Here is a 15,918-nt window from a genome sequence, read left to right as displayed (position 1 = left end):
CTGCGCGGGCGATCGGCCGAGAATGCAGTAATCCACTACTGATGTGCCGGCCGTCGCCCCGCCGCACAGTGAACCCATGACATACGACGTGGCCATCGTGGGAGCCGGCGTCGCGGGTTGCACCGCGGCGATCCTGTACGGCAGAGCCGGCCTGCGGGTCCTGCTGATCGACAAGCATCGCGACATCGCGACGCACAAGGCCCTGTGCGGGCACTTCGTGCTGGGCGGGACACAGCCGATGCTGCGGCGCACCGGCCTGTGGGAGGCCATGGTCGACGCGGGCGCGGCCGTGGGCGACATCGCCCGCTGGACCGAGACCGACGGCTGGTTCGTGCCGGGCCCCGGCCTGCCCGAGTGCATCAGCCTGCGGAGGGAGAAACTCGACCCGCTGCTCCGTACGCTCGCGGCCGGCACGCCCGGCGTCGAGCTCGCGCTCGGCCGCAAGGTGACCGGCCTGATGGAGTCGGGCGAGCGGGTCACCGGGGTGCGCGTGGGCGACGAGGAGATCCCGGCGCGGCTCGTCGTCGCCGCCGACGGGCACCGGTCGCCGGTGGCCCAGCTCGCCGGGGTCGCCGAGGACACCGCGCCCAACGAACGGTTCGGCCTGTGGGCGTACTATCGCGGGGTCGTCCCGCGCGGCCCCGACTCCAACCAGATCTGGGCCCTCGACCCGGACGTGGGCATCCTCATCCGGACCGACCACGACCTGCACATGCTGGTGGCGTTCCCGGCCAAGGCCCGGCTCGCCGACTTCCAGCCTGACCGGGGCGCCGCCCTGGAGCGCTTCATCGCGTCCCTGCCCGACGGGCCGGACCTGTCCTCGGCGGAGCGGGTCTCCAAGGTGATCGGCACGAACGACTATCCGTGCGTACGACGCGATCCGACGCCGAGGCCCGGCCTGGTGCTGGTGGGCGACGCGGCGATCACCGGCGACCCCACCCCGGCCGTCGGCTGCGGCTGGGCGTTCCGGGCCGCCGAATGGCTGGTGGAGTCGACGGCTCCGGCCCTGCTCGACGGCGCCGACCTCGCGGCCGCGGCCGCGGCCTACCGCGAGGCGCTCGACTTCATCGTCGCCCACGACCGGCTCGGCCGGCAGGACGCCATGGCCAGGCCCGCGAACCCGGTGCAGCGCCTGGTCACCAGGGCCGCGCACCGCGACCCCGACCTCGGCCGCCGCCTCTACCTGTTCTCGATGCGCGCCCTCCCGACCACCGAGCTGATCAACCCACGGGTCCTGTTCCGGGCCCTCTGGGCGGCGGGCCGGGGCCGGAAGGCGACGACCGGCCGATAGCCCGGCAACACGGCCTATATGGCGTTTCTGTAGGGCCTGATCCCTAGTGTTCCGGAGAGACGCGTCCTCTGGACCCTGTAAGGGAGGCGAAGTGAACCAGCCTGACAACGAGACTCAGAAGCCCGAGGCCCAGCCTCGGAAGCTCAACCTGACGATCCGGAAGCTCGAGAAGATCGAGACCACCACCTGGCGCGAGACCGGCGGCTGATCGACGGATCCTCCAGCGGGGCCGGCCGGGTGTCTCCCGGCCGGCCCCCCCGTCTCGCCGATGCCGACCAGGAAGGCCCCATCCATGCGGATGCCGCGTGTCAAGCGTGTCCACCGGCCGATGCTCCTGCCGGACAACCGAATCATGATCGGGCTCATGCAGTACGGCGTCGCCGCGGAGCTCCAGGACGACGAGGAAGCCGGCATCGAGCGGCTGCTCGTGCTCATGGACGGCACCCGGACCGTCGACCGGATCTGCGCCGAGTTCGCGGAGACCCACCCCGGCGTGGACGGGCAGAGCGTCCGCGAGGTCATCGGCACCCTCGTCGACGGCGGTTTCGTCGAGGACGCCGGCGCCCCGCTGCCGGACAACGTGAGCCCGCGAGAGGCGATCAGGTACGAGCCGGCCCGCAACTTCTTCGCCTGGATCGACTCCGTCCCACGCAGTTCACCGTACGAGATCCAATCCCGGTTCAAGGAGGCCCGCGTCGGCCTGCTCGGCATCGGGGGCACCGGCTCGGCGGTCGCGGCCGGGCTGGTCTCCAGCGGCGTCGGCGCACTCCACATCGCCGACTTCGACCGCGTCGAGGAGTCGAACCTCACCCGCCAGCTCCTCTACAGCGAGCGGGAGATCGGCGCGCTCAAGGTGGACAGCGCGGTCGCCCGGCTCCGGGCCATGAACAGCCTGGTCGACGTGACCGGCAGCGACATCAAGGCGACCGGGCCGGACGACGTCGTCGCGCTGATGGAAGGCCGCGACGTCTTCGTCCTGTGCGCGGACGAACCCCAGCCGGACATCATGCTGTGGACCAACGAGGCGGCCCAGCGGACCGGCACCCCGTGGTTCATCAGCTTCTACACCGGGCCGATGGCGGTGGTCGGGTCGTTCATCCCCGGCGAGACCGGCTGCTGGTGCTGTCTGAAGCGGCGGGAGGACCAGCGTGAGCACAACGCCCACGGCCGCTCCCTGACCGAGGAGCGCCCGAACGCGGTGATCGCCGCCAGCGCCAACGTCAGCGGTCACCTGTGCGCACTCGAAGTGCTGTACCACGTGGCCGGTCTGCCCGCCCAGACCCGCGGGCGGATCTTCCACTGGAACTACGCCATGTGGGACCACTCGTACTCCATCGACGTCCCGCGCGACCCCGACTGCCCCGCCTGCGGACAGGCATGAGTTCCGCCCCGGTCACCGCGGACGGCCTGGTCCGGTTCCACCGGCTGGCCGTCCGCCCGGACGACGACGCCCCGGACACCGTCGTCGTCGGCCGGCCCGAGCTCGGCGAGTTCGTGGAGCTGCCGTCGGTGTACGGCGAGACGATCCGGCTGCTCGACGAGGGGTTGCCGGTCGCGGCCGTCCAGGCCAGGATCGCCGCCGAGCACCTGGTCGAGCTCGACGTCGCCGAGTTGGTGGACGCCCTCGCCGAGCTCGGCTTCGTGGCCTCGGTCGACGGGCGGGAACTGGACGACCCGGCCGACGACGCGCCGCGTGCTCACTTCTCCCGGCTCACCCGGCGGCACGTGGGGTGGATCTTCGGTCGTACGATGAAGATCGTCTGGTTGGCGATCGTCGCCGCGGCGCTGATCACCCTCGTCGTCCGGCCCGGCCTGTTCCCCCGCGCCGAGCACTTCTTCTGGGGTGACTACGTCGGGCTGGTGGTGCTGGTCAACACGGCGATGTTCTCGGTCTCCATCAGCGTGCACGAGCTGATGCACCTGGCCGCCGCACGGTCGCTCGGCGCGCCGGCCAGGATCGGCTTCGGCACTCGGCTGCACAACCTGGTGGTGCAGACCGACGTCACGGCCGTCTGGGGGGTGCCGCGGCGGTCCCGCTACCGCGTCTACCTCGCCGGGATGGCCTGGGACGTCCTGTTCGTCGCCGTGCTCGTGCTGCTCGTCGCCCACGTCCCGCTGCCCGGCCCGGCCACGGCGCTGCTCCAGGCGCTCGCGCTGACCGTGGTGCTGAGCATGCCCTTCCAGATCCAGGTCCACATGCGCACCGATCTCTACTACGTGCTGCGCGACCTGCTCCGATGCCGGAACCTCTTCCACGACGGGCTCGCCTACGCCCGCTACCTGCTCGCCAGGTCCACCGCCGCGCTCCGCCGCCGCCGCGGCCCTGCCGAGGACCCCACGGCCGGACTCGCCCCCCACGAGCGGCGGGCCACCCGGATCTACACCGTGTTCCTCGTACTCGGCGGCACCGTCACCCTCACCTCCTTCGCCCTGTACGGCGCGCCCATCCTGATCGGGGCACTCGCGCGCGCCCTCGCCGCGATCGGAGCCGGCCTGGACGGCGGGTCACCGCTCATGGCCGTGGACGCCGCCCTGCTCATCCTCGTCGAGGGCGGCATCCAGGTGCTGTTCGTCGTGACGTTCATCCGGGGGCGCCGGTGGCTCCGTCGATCAGCTCCCTGACCTGCTCGGCTTCCGCGGCGTGCAGCTCGGTGAAGATGCCGAGGGCCTCCGTCCAGACCGCCGTGGCGGCCGTACGATCACCGAGTTCGGCGTACGCGCGCCCGATCCCCCGCAGCGCACGAGCACGCCAGATCGGCGCCCCGTGCTCCCCGATCAGCTCGCCGCTGCGGGTGTAGTGCCGCAGCGCGTCGCGGACCCGGCCCTGCCGATGGTAGATCTCGCCGAGCGCGTAGGCCGTCAGCGCCTCACCGAGCCGGTCGCCGGCGCTGACGAACTTCTCCAGCCCCTGGTCGAGCACCCGGACCGCCTCGTCGAACCGCCCGATCGCGCCGTAGGCCTCTCCCAGGCGGCGGAGCGTCTGCCGCTCACCGCCGTCGCAGTCGAGGTCACGGGTGAGCCTGAGGCTCTCCTCGTAGTATCCGATCGCCGCGTCCACCAGCCCCTTCTCGTAGTGGGCGATGCCCAGGCCGCGCAGCAGACGCGAGCGGTCGACGTCGTTCCACCCGTCGTCCGTCAGCTCCAGCCCGGCCCGGCAGACGGCTATCGCGTCGTCGTGACGACCGACCTCCAGATGGGAGGCCGAGAGGGCGACCAGCGCGTACAACGCCCCGCCGGCGTCGCCGAGGTCGTGGAAGAGCGAGACCGCCCGCCGCAGATCGTCGACCGCCGCCTGATGGTCACCGAACACGTGCTTGCAGACGCCCCGGCCGGTCATCGCGTAGGTCGCCGCGTGCCGGTCGCCCGCCTCCTCGAAGAAGCGCAGCAGGGTCTCGAACTCCAGGAAGGCCTCGCGGTACCGGGCGTGGTCGATGTCCGCGTCCGCGAGGACGAGCCGGGCCCGCATGGTCAGGCCCGGGTCCCCGATCGTCATGACGGCGTTCTGGACCCGGGTGACGTCGTCGTAGAAGTTGTGGGCCACCAGGTAGGACGTGAGGTGGTAGGCCAGTTCCACGGCGGCGTCCGGGTAGCCCGCGCCGACCGCGAGCGACACCGCGGCGACCAGGTTCTCGCGTTCCGCGGCCGCCCACTCCCGCCCGGCGACCGGCTCCTCCCTCGGGACGAGCGCCCCGGGCGGCGCGGGCGCGAACGGGTGCGGCAGGTCCCGCACCGCGGCCCGGACCCGTTCCAGACACGCGGTGATCAGCCCGCGGACGGCCTCGCGCCGCTGCGGCTCGTCCTCCTCGGCCTCGGCCCGGTCCCTGGCGTAGACCCGCAACAGGTCGTGCATCCGGTAGCGCGGCTGGCCGGCCACGTCGGTCTCGCTCGGAGTGAGCAGGCCGGCCAGGACCAGGGTCTCGATCGCGCCGTCCGCGTCCCTGCCCGGCTCGTCCAGCAGCGCGGCGACCGTCCACTCGGCCGCGCTCTCGAACCCGGCCAGGCCCAGCAGCCGGAAGGCGCGGCGGACGGCCGGCGGGAGCGCCGCGTAGCTGACCGCGAAGTTCGTCCGCACGCTCACCTGGCCGAGCGCGAGCTCATCCAGCAGTTTCCCGGTGTCCTCCAGCCGGTCGGCGAGATCGCGGAGCGGCCAGCCGGGCCGGGCCGCCAGCCGCGAGCCCGCGATCCTGATGGCGAGCGGCAGCTGTCCGCACGCCTGAAGGATCGCCTGGGCGGCCTCCGGGTCGCTGCGCAGGCGTTCCTCTCCCGCCAGCCGGGCGAGCAGGTCCCGCGCCTCGGCCGGGGTGGGCGTACCGAGAGAGAGCGCGGTGACCCCGTCCAGCATGAGACGGCGCCGGGAGGTCACCAGGACCGCGCTGCGAGGCGTGCCCGGGAGCAGCGGCCGCACCTGCTCCTCGTCGGCCGCGTCGTCGAACAGCAGCAGCACCGCCCGGTCGGCCAGCCGTGACCGGTACAGCGCGGCGCGCTCCTCCCAGGACTCCGGGATCGCCGATCCGTCCACCCGCAACGCGCGCAGCAGCTCGGCCAGCACGTCGCCCGGACACCGCGGGACGGCCGAGGCCCCCGCGAGCCGGACGAACAACTGGCCGTCGGGGAAGCGCGGCCGGAGCCGGTGGGCCAGGTGGACGGCGAGCGTGCTCTTCCCCACCCCCGGCGGGCCGTGGACGGTGGTGATGACCGGCGCGGCGGACTGCTCGCCGAGCATCACCACGGACAGCGACTCCAGCTCGCGGTCCCTGCCCACGAAGTCCCCGATGTTCGGCGGGAGCTGGCAGAGCGCCGTCCAGGTGGCGACCTCGCGCACCGCGGGCAGGTCCAGCGACGGGTCATCCTGCAGGATCCGCGTGTGCAACCGGACCAGGTCGGGGCCGGGTTCGATGCCCACCTCCGCCGTGAGGGCCGCGCGCACCCGGTGATAGACGTCCAGCGCGTCCGCGCGCCGTCCGGCCCGGTAGAGCGCCAGCATGAGCTGCGCCCAGGCGCGTTCGCCCAGCGGATGGGCGTCCACCATGCCCTGCAGCTCGCCGATCACCTGGTCGTGGCGGCCGAGGGCGAGGCGTACGTCGATCCAGTCGGCCTGGGCCTGGGCCAGCCGTTCCTCGATCTCGTGGATCCGCGGGATCATGGCGCTGCCGAGCCACGTGTCCTCGACCGGCCTGCCGCGCCGGAGCGCGAAGGCCCGCCGGAAATCGTGGTCCGCGGCGACGAGGTCGCCGCGGGCGGCCTGGCGGCGGCCCCGCCGTACGGCTTCCTCGAAGACCGTCAGATCGAGATCGTCGCGGTCGAGCAGGAGCAGATAGCCCGACCCCTGGGTCTGCAGCGAGGCCAGGCCTGTCAGCGCCCGCCGCAACTGTGAGACGTAGGTCTGCAGGTTGGCGACGGCCGACGCGGGAGGCGTGTCCCAGAGCGCGGCCACCAACTGCTCCTTGGAGATCGGAGCGTCGAGATGCAGCAGCAGCGTGCTGAGCACGGCACGCAGCTTGCCGCTGAGCCGGACCGGCCGGCCCGCCCGGCGGACCTGCACCGGGCCGAGGACCAGGAAACCTGGCCGTAAGACGTCATCCATCATGGAACCCCCTACCCGCCGAACCGTACGCGGCGAGCCTCCCCGTGATATTTCCGATCTTCGCAGACCGCGGGTCGCGGGCGTCGCCACATCTGCGCGATGGTGGAACCACCGACACCGCCGTCCAGCGATCGACGATGAGGAGCGCAGCGCATGGAGATCCGCATCCTCGGGCCACAGCCCGGATCACGTGGTCAGCCGGTCGATCACCGCGGCCACGCCGCGCATCGTCTCGTCCGTCGAGGCGGTGGAGGCCGAGCTGGTCGCCCTTGCCGTCTCGGGCCGGACCGTACGACGCCGCCCGGCTGAACCCGTGCATCCGCGGCTTCCGGTCACCCTCAGGGAGATGCTGGTGATGCGCCGTCACGTCACGACCGGCCGTCGCTACCTGATGCTGCTGGGCGGGTTCATGGTTCAGATGCCGGACCGGCAGGTCGTCCGGTTCGGCAAGGCCTTGGCCAGGGACGCGCGCCGGATCAGCGACGATGACCTGCGACTGATGCTCGACGGCGAGTGGCGGTCGCGGCTGACCGCCGCCTGGCTGATCGGCCTGGACCGCCGCACGCGCTTCCGGGAACAGCTCGGTACGAGACTTCTGGACAGCGAGTTCGTCTACGCCGGAGCGGGATACTGCTTCGCGCTCGCCCGGTTCGGCGAGGCCGAAGACGCCGCGATCCTCGCCGGCTACCTGGACCGCTACCTTCCCCAGGTGGACTGCGACTACGACCAGACCAGCGCGATCGGCGCGCTCCTGTATCTCGACGAGCGACACGGCACCGACCGGGCCGCTCGGTTCCTGGTCCCCGGTGGTCTGTGGCAGTGGTCGGTCATGCGCGACAAGGACCCCGCCGACGAGAAGCGGTACATGGACGAGCTGTGCGCTTTCGCGGACGCCTGCATGTCAGGCCGGCTCAAGGAGTGGCTACCCCGGCGCCGGCGCTTCGTCGATGAGACCTGGGATTGACGGCGGGTCGGAAAAGTCATCGACCGACGCGCGAACGTACCGCCGCATGTCCCCTCCAGCTGACCTTGCTGTCACCGTCCGGGGATCGCGGCTGCTCAGATGGACGTGATGGCCAGGGCCGTTCTCGACCCGCCGGCCACGGGCAACGGTGATGCGGTGCCGTCAGGGTCGTCGTGGGCATTCAGCGCGGAACAACCTGAGCGCTCACGCCAGGGAGATCGTCGAATGCGGCAGACGCATCCATCGTCAGCACCGTTCTCGCGGTGGCCGCGGCCGTGGCGGCGATCAGCAGATCATACGCGCCGCGCGACTTGCCCTCTCGTCTGACATGCGCCATAAGGCGGGCGTGGACTCTGGCGACGTCGGTTGTGTACTCCTCGACAGGGATCAACGCGAGAACCTGGTCCACGAACGCCTGCCGATTGGCCCGTCGTGCAGCATCGGCCAGTTCTACTCCGAGGAGCAACTCAGCCACAGTGGTCGCCGAGATCGCCACATCGTCGGCGTCTCCTATCACCGTGTCCACGGCTGCCTTGCCTCGCTCGGCCGCGATGAGCACGCCAGTGTCAAGGATCAGGCGTCGGGCCATGTGCCCCTCATCTCGCTGTCGATCACCTCACGGGCCGCCGCTACGTCTGCTTCGAAACCGGCGTCCAGCGTCCCCGCACTGCCTGCCAGAAACGCCTTGACCATGCGCCCCGGCGCCGCCGGCGCGGGACCGATCACAGCGATCTGCTTCCCACCGCGAGTCACCACGATGGTTTCCCCGCGCTCGGCCTCGTCGAGCACCGTCGCGAAGCTACGTGAAGCCTCAGTGGCAGTCATCACCTTCATAGAAATCAGATCATCTGATCCATCGCGTGAGTCGGCGGAACCTCACACCAAAGCGCTCCGCAGCAGGACACGGGTAGCCCGCCTCGCATCGATATCACTCTCGGTGACCGTGTTGTAGCCCCGACGCAAGGGGCCCGCCTCGCTGTCATGTGATTACTTAGAGTAATCAATCGCAACACTGAGTAATTACGTGAAGGCGAAAGGATCTCCATGCGCCGCATCCTGACCAAGACCCTCACCACGCTCGTCGCCGTCGCGGCCCTCTGCGCCGCCGCCCCCGCGCCCGCCCAGGCGGCGGACGCGGCCTACTTCGTGATGACCGACATCACCCGCGAGGAGTTCGTCGTCAAGCTCACCGACCCGGCGAAGATCCAACACGCTCGCGACCTGGTGAATGGCGAGACCACAGACCAACCGCACGTCGTCGGACGCATCCTCAAACGCCAAGCCGACTACAACCCGCGCTGGAGCTACCACCTGAACGCCGACACCGTCGGCTTCTTCGACGCCTTCATCGAAGTCTGCGACGCGACGATCCCCTACGTCGAGGATCACCTGGACGAGGCCGGCGGGGCGTTCCTGCCGGGCCTCGTCTGGTGCGGCTGGACTACGAGGCTCGTACGCGAAATCAATCCATAGCCCCCTGACGCCGTCGGAAATCGTCACGACGGCGGCATCAAGGAATGTCGGCTTGCCGGGCTCGTTGGCGTAGACGCCGTGTCCTGCTACCGCGGAACGGCCTCCGCCGCGGGCCGCCAGGCCGCCCTGGCCCCGGAACCCCGGCGGAAGCCGATCTGCCGCACCTTGATCAGTCGACGCACATCGCGTTATGGGTGGACTGGAAGACCCATGTGCCGCCCCCCGGAGAGGAGTAGATCAACAGCGTGCTGTAGGTCCCAGGGGTGCAGTCGTGGCCGACCGCGAGGACGTTCTGCCGGGCCCGCTGTTCGGCCGCCGCCAACCCGGCCGCGTAGGTGCTGCCCGCCCCCTGAGCAGTGGCGCTGCGGGGGGTGTCATAGCCGTCGGCGTGCGCGGCCATGAGCGTGGTTGCCAGGCCGACCGTCACCACCGCTGAGACGAGGCCGAGCCGGCGCATCCAAGTGACTTTCCGCATGCTTCTCCTTACGAGAGAGGCGGGCATGTGATTGATCGCGACAGATCTAGCGCATAGCGATCCAGCGGCGGTATTGACCACTTGGTCACAAGAATCTGGCGGCCGTCGTCGTCATGGTGAAGCACATGGCTAAGGGCTGGCCTTCATTGTTGGTACGGGCCGGGTTTCACACCCGACGATGTAAGTTTCACCAGCCGTAGGAGCCCCATGCCGGGGGCGAACAACACCTTCGGCCACGGACAAGGCCCCAGACAGCACGAGCTCTTTCAGGCCAACTCGGCCGAATGCAGATTATCGGTCTTCAGAAAATCTCGGTCCGTGCAGGCAGTCCCCATAATTTATCTGCAGGTCGAACTCGCCGAGACCTCCAGAACCACCGAATTACGCGGAACGCGGGTACGAGGGTCGCGCTGTACCGCTCGTTCCCGGAGGCTGGTTGCCCGGTGAGCCAGTGCTGAGGAACGGAGCCCTGGACAGTCGCCCAGCACGGCGAAGAGCGGACCCGGGAGCTACCCAGCCCCCCGCAGCGTGTCGTCCCGAGGCCAACGGTAACGGTCCAACTCCCACGGATCGTGAGCGCTGAAGACCGAAACCTCGTCGACATGGTCGCGGACGAGTTCACGCAGCCGGGCCTGAGTGCCGAGCCGGAGGTCACGATGGACTTCCGAACTGGTCTGCACGAGGTCGAGAAGGGGGTGCGGATGCGGATCCCGGTCGAGTTCCCGGTGGTAGTAGTAGGCGTCACCGCAGTGCAGCAGCCAGCGATCGCCTTCGCGCACGGCGACCCCGGTATGGCCGGCGGTATGACCGCCGAGTGGGACCAGCCGGATCTCCGGCGGCAAGCCCTTCGGCTGGACTGAGGTGAACCCGAACCATTCCTCGCCCGGTTCCGGGGTGCAGGGAACCCACTTGGGACCGTGCGCCCAGTGGGCCGGACGGTAACGGAAGCTGGGCGCCTCGGTGGTCGCCGCTTCGAGTTCGGCGGCGAGGACATGGACCTGGGCGTCCGGGAAGTCGGGCAGGCCACCGCAATGGTCGACGTCGAGGTGGGTCACGATGATGTGGCGTACGTCGCCGGGTGAAAACCCGAGCCGGGCGACTTGGCGAATGGCGGTCTCCTCCTCGGCCAGCACGGGCTGAGCCAGCTCGACCCATTCGGAGCCGAGGGTGTCACCTGGGTTGCGGACGTCGCCGAGGCCGAGACCGGTCTCGACGAGGACGAGGCCGCCGGAGTCGGTCTCGACCAGCAGACAGTGATTGACGGCGTGCGCGGGAGCCGGGCCGTCGTAGGTGGCTTCGATCTGCCGTACGGAACCGCAGTTGAGGTGATGGATGTTCATGGCGGTTAAGCTGTCACTTGAAGCGCGGTTCAAGTCAAGGAGACGTGGTGGCCGAGTCGCTGCTGGACATCGCCGAAGTGGCCGAGCGCTCCGGGCTGGCGCCTTCGGCGCTGCGGTTCTACGAGCGCAGAGGCCTCATCGCCTCGGCGGGTCGCAACGGCCTGCGCCGCACCTACCGCCCCGACGTTCTCGACCGCCTCGCACTCATCGTCTGCGCCCGCGGCGCCGGATTCACGATCGCCGAGATCGCCAGGTTCCTGGCGGCCACCCCCGACGACACCGAGCTGCGTACCCACATGGCGGAGAAGGCGGGAGCACTGGAGGAAGACATCGCCCGGCTCACGCGGATGCGCGACGGCCTCCACCATGCCGCGACGTGCACGCACGAACCGCTCGTGGAGTGCCCTGACTTCAAGCGCACATTCAAAAGCTCTGCGATTCTGACGCCATCCCGTGGCGATGGCAGCTCGGGAAACCTTCAGCAGATCTGATCGCCGAGCCGGGAAGCCATTGCGCCTTTCCACCACTACGGGCCTCCATGTCGGAGAGCCAGAGCCGGCGTTGTTGTCACCAGAAATCAAAATGCCCCGAACGATGATCCGTCCGGGGCATTCTTGCTGGTCAGTTTGATGTGGTCAGGGGCGGGGTCGAACCGCCGACCTTCCGCTTTTCAGGCGGACCGAACGCCCTGGTATCCGTGGTGCCGCCCAAGGTCAGCGGTGGTGCGAAGCTGCCGTCGTGTGCTCGTCGTGGTCGACGTTGTCGTCACCGTTGTCGTCAGCTCTCGCACTACCTCAGCTATGGCCACCCGGTACCGAGTCCCGACGTGGGAGGGGCCTAGCCTCGTTCTTTCTCGACCTTGAGTTGGTCGGCTGAGGTCTTCGGCTGGAGGTCGATTTCCTCGCTGTGGTCAGCGTGGCTGCCCGGCTGTCGCGCCGGGTGGGCGGGGTTCCACGGGCCCGAGGGTTCCTTCCTGGTTCGTTGGGATGGTTTCGTGCTGGTCAGGTCGGCGCTGGCAGGGCTTGGAGTCGTGCCAGGGCGGTCAGGAGTGTGCCGGCCCAGGGCCATCGCGTGGCGATGCGCAGGCGCAGGCGTCGGCCACCGCGCACCAGTCGGCCGGCCACGGCGAACAGACGTAGCCGCAGGCGTTTGGGTTCGTAGCGGCGGGCGTCGGTGCCGTGCAGGGCGAGCAGCTGCGTCCAGGCGAGCAGTTCGCAGGCCAAGGCGACGATCTCGAGCCAGATCTGGTTCTGGGTGAAGTCGTGCAGGGGCAGGTTGCGCAGGCCGGTGTCCTTGGCGGCGCGGATGCGGTCTTCGGCGCGGGCGCGGCGGCGGTGGCGTAGTTCCAGGTCGGCGAGCTGGCCGTGCTTGGTTCCGGTGACGAAGCAGGTGAAGCGGTGTCCGTCCAGATCGGTGAAGCGCAGCTGGGCGCCGGGGTGCGGGCGTTCTTTGCGGACGATGACGCGCATGCCCTTGGGCCAGCCGGTCAGCTCCAGCAGGCCGGTGAGTTCGGCGACCCAGGCACCCTGGCGTGGTTGGCGGTCGGCGTTGTAGGCCGGGGTCCAGGCGGTGGCCGGGAGTTTGCCGATCGCTTGAGCGATGTCGTCGGTGATGGTGAATTTCAGCCAGCGTCCGGGGCGGGTGAGCCAGGCGAGGAATTCGTGGGTGCCGCCGCCGGAGTCGGTGCGGATCAGGACGTTGCGCCGCCGGTGTTTGGGCAGCTGAGCGAGGGCCAGGCGGGTCGTCTGGATGTGGTCGGCGGCGGTGTTGGATCCGGCGTTGCCGGGCCGCAGCATCAGGGCCAGTGGTTCTCCGCCACCGCCGGGGTGGTCGGCGAAGGCGGTCATCGGGTGGAAGCCGTAGTTCTTCTTCCAGGTCGGGGCGGCGTGCTGCTTGTCGGAGTGGGAGATGACGATGGTGGCGTCGAGGTCGACGATCACGGGCTGGGCGTCGGCTCCGGGGGCGCGACCGGCGGCCAGGTGCCAGGCGCGCTGGCGGGCGGTGGCGCGGGCGGCGCGGATGGCTTTCAGTGCGCGGGTCTCGTCGGCGGCGAGCCGGTCGATCAGGCGTGAGACGGTCGGGTCGGAGGCGATGGGGCCGAACAGTTCGGGCTGGGAGCGCAGCAGGGCGATGTCGGCCAGGCAGTCTCCGCCCAGGGCGAGAGTGAGGGCGAGATCAGCGATGACTTTGCCTGGGTCGTGCATGGCGCGTGAAGGGCGCCACCGCTCCAGTTCGTGTGACAGGGCCCGGTTCAGGCCGGTGATGGCCAGCGTCTGGGTGAGGAGGAGGCCGCCTGCGTGGGACAGGAGACCGTTTGCGTCAGCGGACAGGCTGATCTTGCGGTTGGACGCGATAGTCTGCACGTGAAAAGTGCCTCTTGCTCTGGCGCGGACAGGACCTTCGACAAGCCCTATCCTCCCAGCTCAAAGGCACTTTTCTCATGTAAACGATCAGTTTGGCTCAAATTCCCCGTGAAAGCCCGAGGTTAATAACGCCATCGCAGAAACGTTCCACCTCAGCGTCCCGCAAAACGCATCTTGGCCGGAACGCCGCCGCCGTATGCCCTGCCCTTCACCGATGCTGCCGAACGCCGATCATCCGGCTCGCCCCTGGACAGGGTCATTGATTTGCGGTCTGCTCGCCGTGGTGGATTGCGTAGCGCGTGGGCGGCGCTGGCCGCGACCGGCCGAAGAGCCGCAGCGCGGCCAGTGACCGCCCGACGCATGCGGGACGCCGAAGGCGGCGCGCCTTGATGACGAACAGATAAGTTGCTTTCTGGGCTGCCCGTAGCCGTGTCCTGTCTCGCTTGATGGTTGACACTCTGGCCTCGCTTGATGCTTGACACCTTGATCGTTATCTGTGCCTGCTCGTGGCGTTATCGGCGCTTCGGGGGAGGCTCAGGTGGCATTGGTGGAGTTGAGCGTCGTGGAGCAGCGCTATCACGCGGTGATCGAGGTGTTGTCGGGGGCGAAGGTCACCGACGTGGCCGGACGGTATGGGGTGTCACGGCAGTCGGTGCATGCCTGGGTGCGCCGGTATCAAGACGGTGGCCTGGCAGGGCTGGCCGATCGATCGCATGCGCCCAAAGCGCATCCGATGCAGACGCCGGCGGCGGTCGAGGCGTTGATCTGTGAGTTGCGGCGGGCGCATCCGCGATGGGGGCCGCGCACCCTGTTGTGGGAGCTGGGCCGGCGTGGGGTGGAGCCGTTGCCGTCGAGGGCGAGCATCTATCGGGCATTGGTGCGTAACGGGCTGGTCGACCCTGTTGCGCGTCGGCGCAAACGCGAGGATTACCGACGGTGGGAGCGGCCCGGGCCGATGCAGCTGTGGCAGATGGACATCATGGGCGGGCTGCTGCTGGCCGACGGCAGCGAGGCCAAACTGATCACCGGGGTGGACGATCACTCCCGGTTCTGTGTGATCGCCTCGGTGGTGGCCCGGCCGACCGGCCGGATGGTGTGCGCCGCGTTCGCCGAGGCGATGCGCGGCTATGGGGTGCCGCTGGAGGTGCTGACCGACAACGGTAAGCAGTTCACCGGCAGGTTCGGCGGGCCGAAGGCGGGTGAGGTGCTGTTTGAGCGGGTGTGCCGGGAGAACGGCATCAAGCTGCGTCACACCGCTCCCAGGACCCCGACCACGACGGGGAAGATCGAGCGTTTTCATCAGAGTGTGCGCCGCGAATGGCTGGATGAGGCGCTGCCGTTCGCCTCGATCGAAGCCGCCCAGGCCGAGACGAACGCGTTCGTGGAGCACTACAACACCGCCCGTCCGCATCAGGCGCTGAACATGGCCTTCCCGGCTGACCGGTTCTTCGCCGAGCGGAACGACGGCCAGCGCCGGGCCGAGCGGGAACTGCCGCTGCACCTGCCCGCCAACCTGACCACAGTGACTCCTCCTTCTCCCGCTCCTGGAGCCGCGCCTGCGCCCGCGAATCTCCCCATCCCGACCGGCACCCCCGGTGATCAGGCCGAACGGCCCGAACCCGTCCTGAGGACCTCGGTCGATCCACTGTCGCGCCAGGCCATCGAGGTCGATCGGATCGTGCCCGCCTCGGGGAACCTGTCGATCGGCGGCCAGCAACTCTGGCTCGGCCCTGATCGGGCGGGCCTGCCGATCACCGTGTGGATCAGCACGCAGCGGCTGCACGTGTTCACCACCGGCGGCGGCAGGCTCAAGAGCGTGGCCTCCCGGCTGACCGTCAAAGACCTGGCCGCGCTGCTCGCCTCCGGGCAAGCCCGCCCGGCAGCCGACGACTCCGTTCCCGAACCGCCGATCGAGGCCAGCGCCGTCGAGGTCGACCGGCAGGTCAGCTCCATCGGCACCATCAGCCTGGCCAGTCGAGCCTTGTGCATCGGCGCTCACCTGGCCGGCCGACGCGTCACCGTGCGCCTGGACGGCATCACCGCCCGCGTCATGGACGAGGACCGCCTGCTGCTGCGCGCCGTGCCCTGCCCGCTCCCACTCGCCGAGTGCCTCACGTTGCGCAACGCCCGCCCCGCCGGACCACCGCCCACCTCCCCGGCCGGGCCCGTCACCGTCCAGCGCGTGGTCTGCAGCCGCGGCCACTTCCAGGTCGTCGGCCAGAAGATCCAGGTCGGACGCGTCCACGCCCGCAAGATCCTGGACGTGACCGTGGACGACACCCACATCACCGTCCACGACAACGGCGAACCCATCCGCGTCGTGCCCCGAACCACCACCCAGGAGATCACCCGGATCAAGTCCCAGGCGCATACTAAGAAGCGAAAGATCGGCTAGGAGTGTCAAGCATCACCCGATGCCAAAGCGTCA

13 protein-coding genes and 1 tRNA gene are annotated in these 15,918 nt (G+C 69.5%); 7 read left to right on the top strand and 7 right to left on the bottom strand.

Annotated elements, in window-relative coordinates; all coding sequences use genetic code 11:
- Positions 1–76 precede the first annotated feature (76 nt).
- The 3 genes from ACGFI7_RS22830 (at position 77) to ACGFI7_RS22820 (ending at position 3,913) form a co-directional block, all read left to right on the top strand.
- Complete coding sequence (locus tag ACGFI7_RS22830; RefSeq protein WP_393407632.1) at positions 77–1,291, top strand: FAD-dependent oxidoreductase; 1,215 nt, start codon at positions 77–79, stop codon at positions 1,289–1,291.
- Positions 1,292–1,583: 292 nt separating this feature from the next.
- Entirely contained in the window at positions 1,584–2,672 is a 1,089-nt protein-coding gene (locus ACGFI7_RS22825; protein WP_393407629.1) for a TOMM precursor leader peptide-binding protein, read from the top strand.
- Entirely contained in the window at positions 2,669–3,913 is a 1,245-nt protein-coding gene (locus ACGFI7_RS22820; protein WP_393407626.1) for a hypothetical protein, read from the top strand. Before ACGFI7_RS22825 ends, ACGFI7_RS22820 begins: the two co-directional genes overlap by 4 nt.
- Here ACGFI7_RS22820 and ACGFI7_RS22815 read toward each other — a convergent pair.
- Positions 3,873–6,878: a BTAD domain-containing putative transcriptional regulator gene (locus ACGFI7_RS22815; RefSeq protein ID WP_393407623.1), complete on the bottom strand. Its 3,006-nt coding sequence runs from the start codon at positions 6,876–6,878 to the stop codon at positions 3,873–3,875. The genes ACGFI7_RS22820 and ACGFI7_RS22815 overlap by 41 nt on opposite strands.
- A 187-nt stretch (positions 6,879–7,065) precedes the next feature.
- On the opposite strand from ACGFI7_RS22815, the gene ACGFI7_RS22810 reads away from it, so the two are divergent.
- Complete coding sequence (locus ACGFI7_RS22810) at positions 7,066–7,839, top strand: DUF6000 family protein (RefSeq protein WP_393407620.1); 774 nt, start codon at positions 7,066–7,068, stop codon at positions 7,837–7,839.
- A gap of 181 nt (positions 7,840–8,020) precedes the next feature.
- On the opposite strand, the gene ACGFI7_RS22805 is transcribed toward ACGFI7_RS22810, so the two are convergent.
- Both ACGFI7_RS22805 and ACGFI7_RS22800 read right to left on the bottom strand, forming a co-directional pair.
- Entirely contained in the window at positions 8,021–8,428 is a 408-nt protein-coding gene (locus ACGFI7_RS22805) for a PIN domain-containing protein (RefSeq protein WP_393407617.1), read from the bottom strand.
- Positions 8,413–8,664 (bottom strand): type II toxin-antitoxin system Phd/YefM family antitoxin, encoded by a 252-nt coding sequence (locus ACGFI7_RS22800; protein ID WP_393408594.1) that lies wholly within the window; start codon positions 8,662–8,664, stop codon positions 8,413–8,415. Before ACGFI7_RS22800 ends, ACGFI7_RS22805 begins: the two co-directional genes overlap by 16 nt.
- A gap of 219 nt (positions 8,665–8,883) precedes the next feature.
- On the opposite strand from ACGFI7_RS22800, the gene ACGFI7_RS22795 reads away from it, so the two are divergent.
- Positions 8,884–9,312, top strand: a complete 429-nt coding sequence (locus ACGFI7_RS22795) for a calmodulin-binding protein (protein WP_393407614.1) — start codon at positions 8,884–8,886, stop codon at positions 9,310–9,312.
- Between the two features lie 169 nt (positions 9,313–9,481).
- Here the strand turns inward: ACGFI7_RS22795 and ACGFI7_RS22790 are convergent, their stop codons facing one another.
- Both ACGFI7_RS22790 and ACGFI7_RS22785 read right to left on the bottom strand, forming a co-directional pair.
- Complete coding sequence (locus ACGFI7_RS22790; protein ID WP_393407611.1) at positions 9,482–9,787, bottom strand: hypothetical protein; 306 nt, start codon at positions 9,785–9,787, stop codon at positions 9,482–9,484.
- Between the two features lie 509 nt (positions 9,788–10,296).
- On the bottom strand, positions 10,297–11,127 hold the full coding sequence (locus ACGFI7_RS22785) for an MBL fold metallo-hydrolase (RefSeq protein WP_393407608.1): 831 nt from the start codon (positions 11,125–11,127) through the stop codon (positions 10,297–10,299).
- Positions 11,128–11,174: 47 nt separating this feature from the next.
- Between ACGFI7_RS22785 and ACGFI7_RS22780 the strand changes: the two genes are divergently transcribed.
- The gene (locus ACGFI7_RS22780) at positions 11,175–11,618 is read left to right on the top strand and encodes a MerR family transcriptional regulator (RefSeq protein WP_393407606.1); all 444 of its coding nucleotides are present in this window, start codon (positions 11,175–11,177) and stop codon (positions 11,616–11,618) included.
- Between the two features lie 141 nt (positions 11,619–11,759).
- On the opposite strand, the gene ACGFI7_RS22775 is transcribed toward ACGFI7_RS22780, so the two are convergent.
- Together ACGFI7_RS22775 and ACGFI7_RS22770 are read right to left on the bottom strand one after the other, a co-directional pair.
- Positions 11,760–11,826, bottom strand: a tRNA-Phe gene (locus ACGFI7_RS22775).
- 302 nt (positions 11,827–12,128) lie between these two features.
- Complete coding sequence (locus ACGFI7_RS22770; protein WP_393407603.1) at positions 12,129–13,490, bottom strand: IS1380 family transposase; 1,362 nt, start codon at positions 13,488–13,490, stop codon at positions 12,129–12,131.
- Positions 13,491–14,043: 553 nt separating this feature from the next.
- Here ACGFI7_RS22770 and ACGFI7_RS22765 point away from each other — a divergent pair.
- Positions 14,044–15,885 carry an IS481 family transposase gene (locus ACGFI7_RS22765; RefSeq protein WP_393408591.1) on the top strand — a complete coding sequence of 614 codons (1,842 nt, stop codon included), beginning with the start codon at positions 14,044–14,046 and terminating at the stop codon, positions 15,883–15,885.
- The last annotated feature ends 33 nt before the right edge of the window (positions 15,886–15,918 follow it).

This window comes from Nonomuraea sp. NPDC048826, from assembly GCF_043198225.1.
Classification (GTDB): Bacteria; Actinomycetota; Actinomycetes; order Streptosporangiales; family Streptosporangiaceae; genus Nonomuraea.
The sequence above is the reverse complement of the archived record's forward strand: the minus strand, read 5'-3'. Positions and strand labels throughout refer to the sequence as shown.

Excerpts from the sequence above, each read along its gene's own strand:
- ACGFI7_RS22820 (WP_393407626.1), top strand. The coding sequence starts at position 2,669 with ATGAGTTCCGCCCCGGTCACCGCGGACGGCCTGGTCCGGTTCCACCGG.
- ACGFI7_RS22785 (WP_393407608.1), bottom strand. The coding sequence starts at position 11,127 with ATGAACATCCATCACCTCAACTGCGGTTCCGTACGGCAGATCGAAGCC.
- ACGFI7_RS22815 (WP_393407623.1), bottom strand. The coding sequence starts at position 6,878 with ATGATGGATGACGTCTTACGGCCAGGTTTCCTGGTCCTCGGCCCGGTG.
- ACGFI7_RS22800 (WP_393408594.1), bottom strand. The coding sequence starts at position 8,664 with ATGACTGCCACTGAGGCTTCACGTAGCTTCGCGACGGTGCTCGACGAG.
- ACGFI7_RS22795 (WP_393407614.1), top strand. The coding sequence starts at position 8,884 with ATGCGCCGCATCCTGACCAAGACCCTCACCACGCTCGTCGCCGTCGCG.
- ACGFI7_RS22825 (WP_393407629.1), top strand. The coding sequence starts at position 1,584 with ATGCGGATGCCGCGTGTCAAGCGTGTCCACCGGCCGATGCTCCTGCCG.
- ACGFI7_RS22805 (WP_393407617.1), bottom strand. The coding sequence starts at position 8,428 with ATGGCCCGACGCCTGATCCTTGACACTGGCGTGCTCATCGCGGCCGAG.
- ACGFI7_RS22790 (WP_393407611.1), bottom strand. The coding sequence starts at position 9,787 with ATGCGGAAAGTCACTTGGATGCGCCGGCTCGGCCTCGTCTCAGCGGTG.
- ACGFI7_RS22830 (WP_393407632.1), top strand. The coding sequence starts at position 77 with ATGACATACGACGTGGCCATCGTGGGAGCCGGCGTCGCGGGTTGCACC.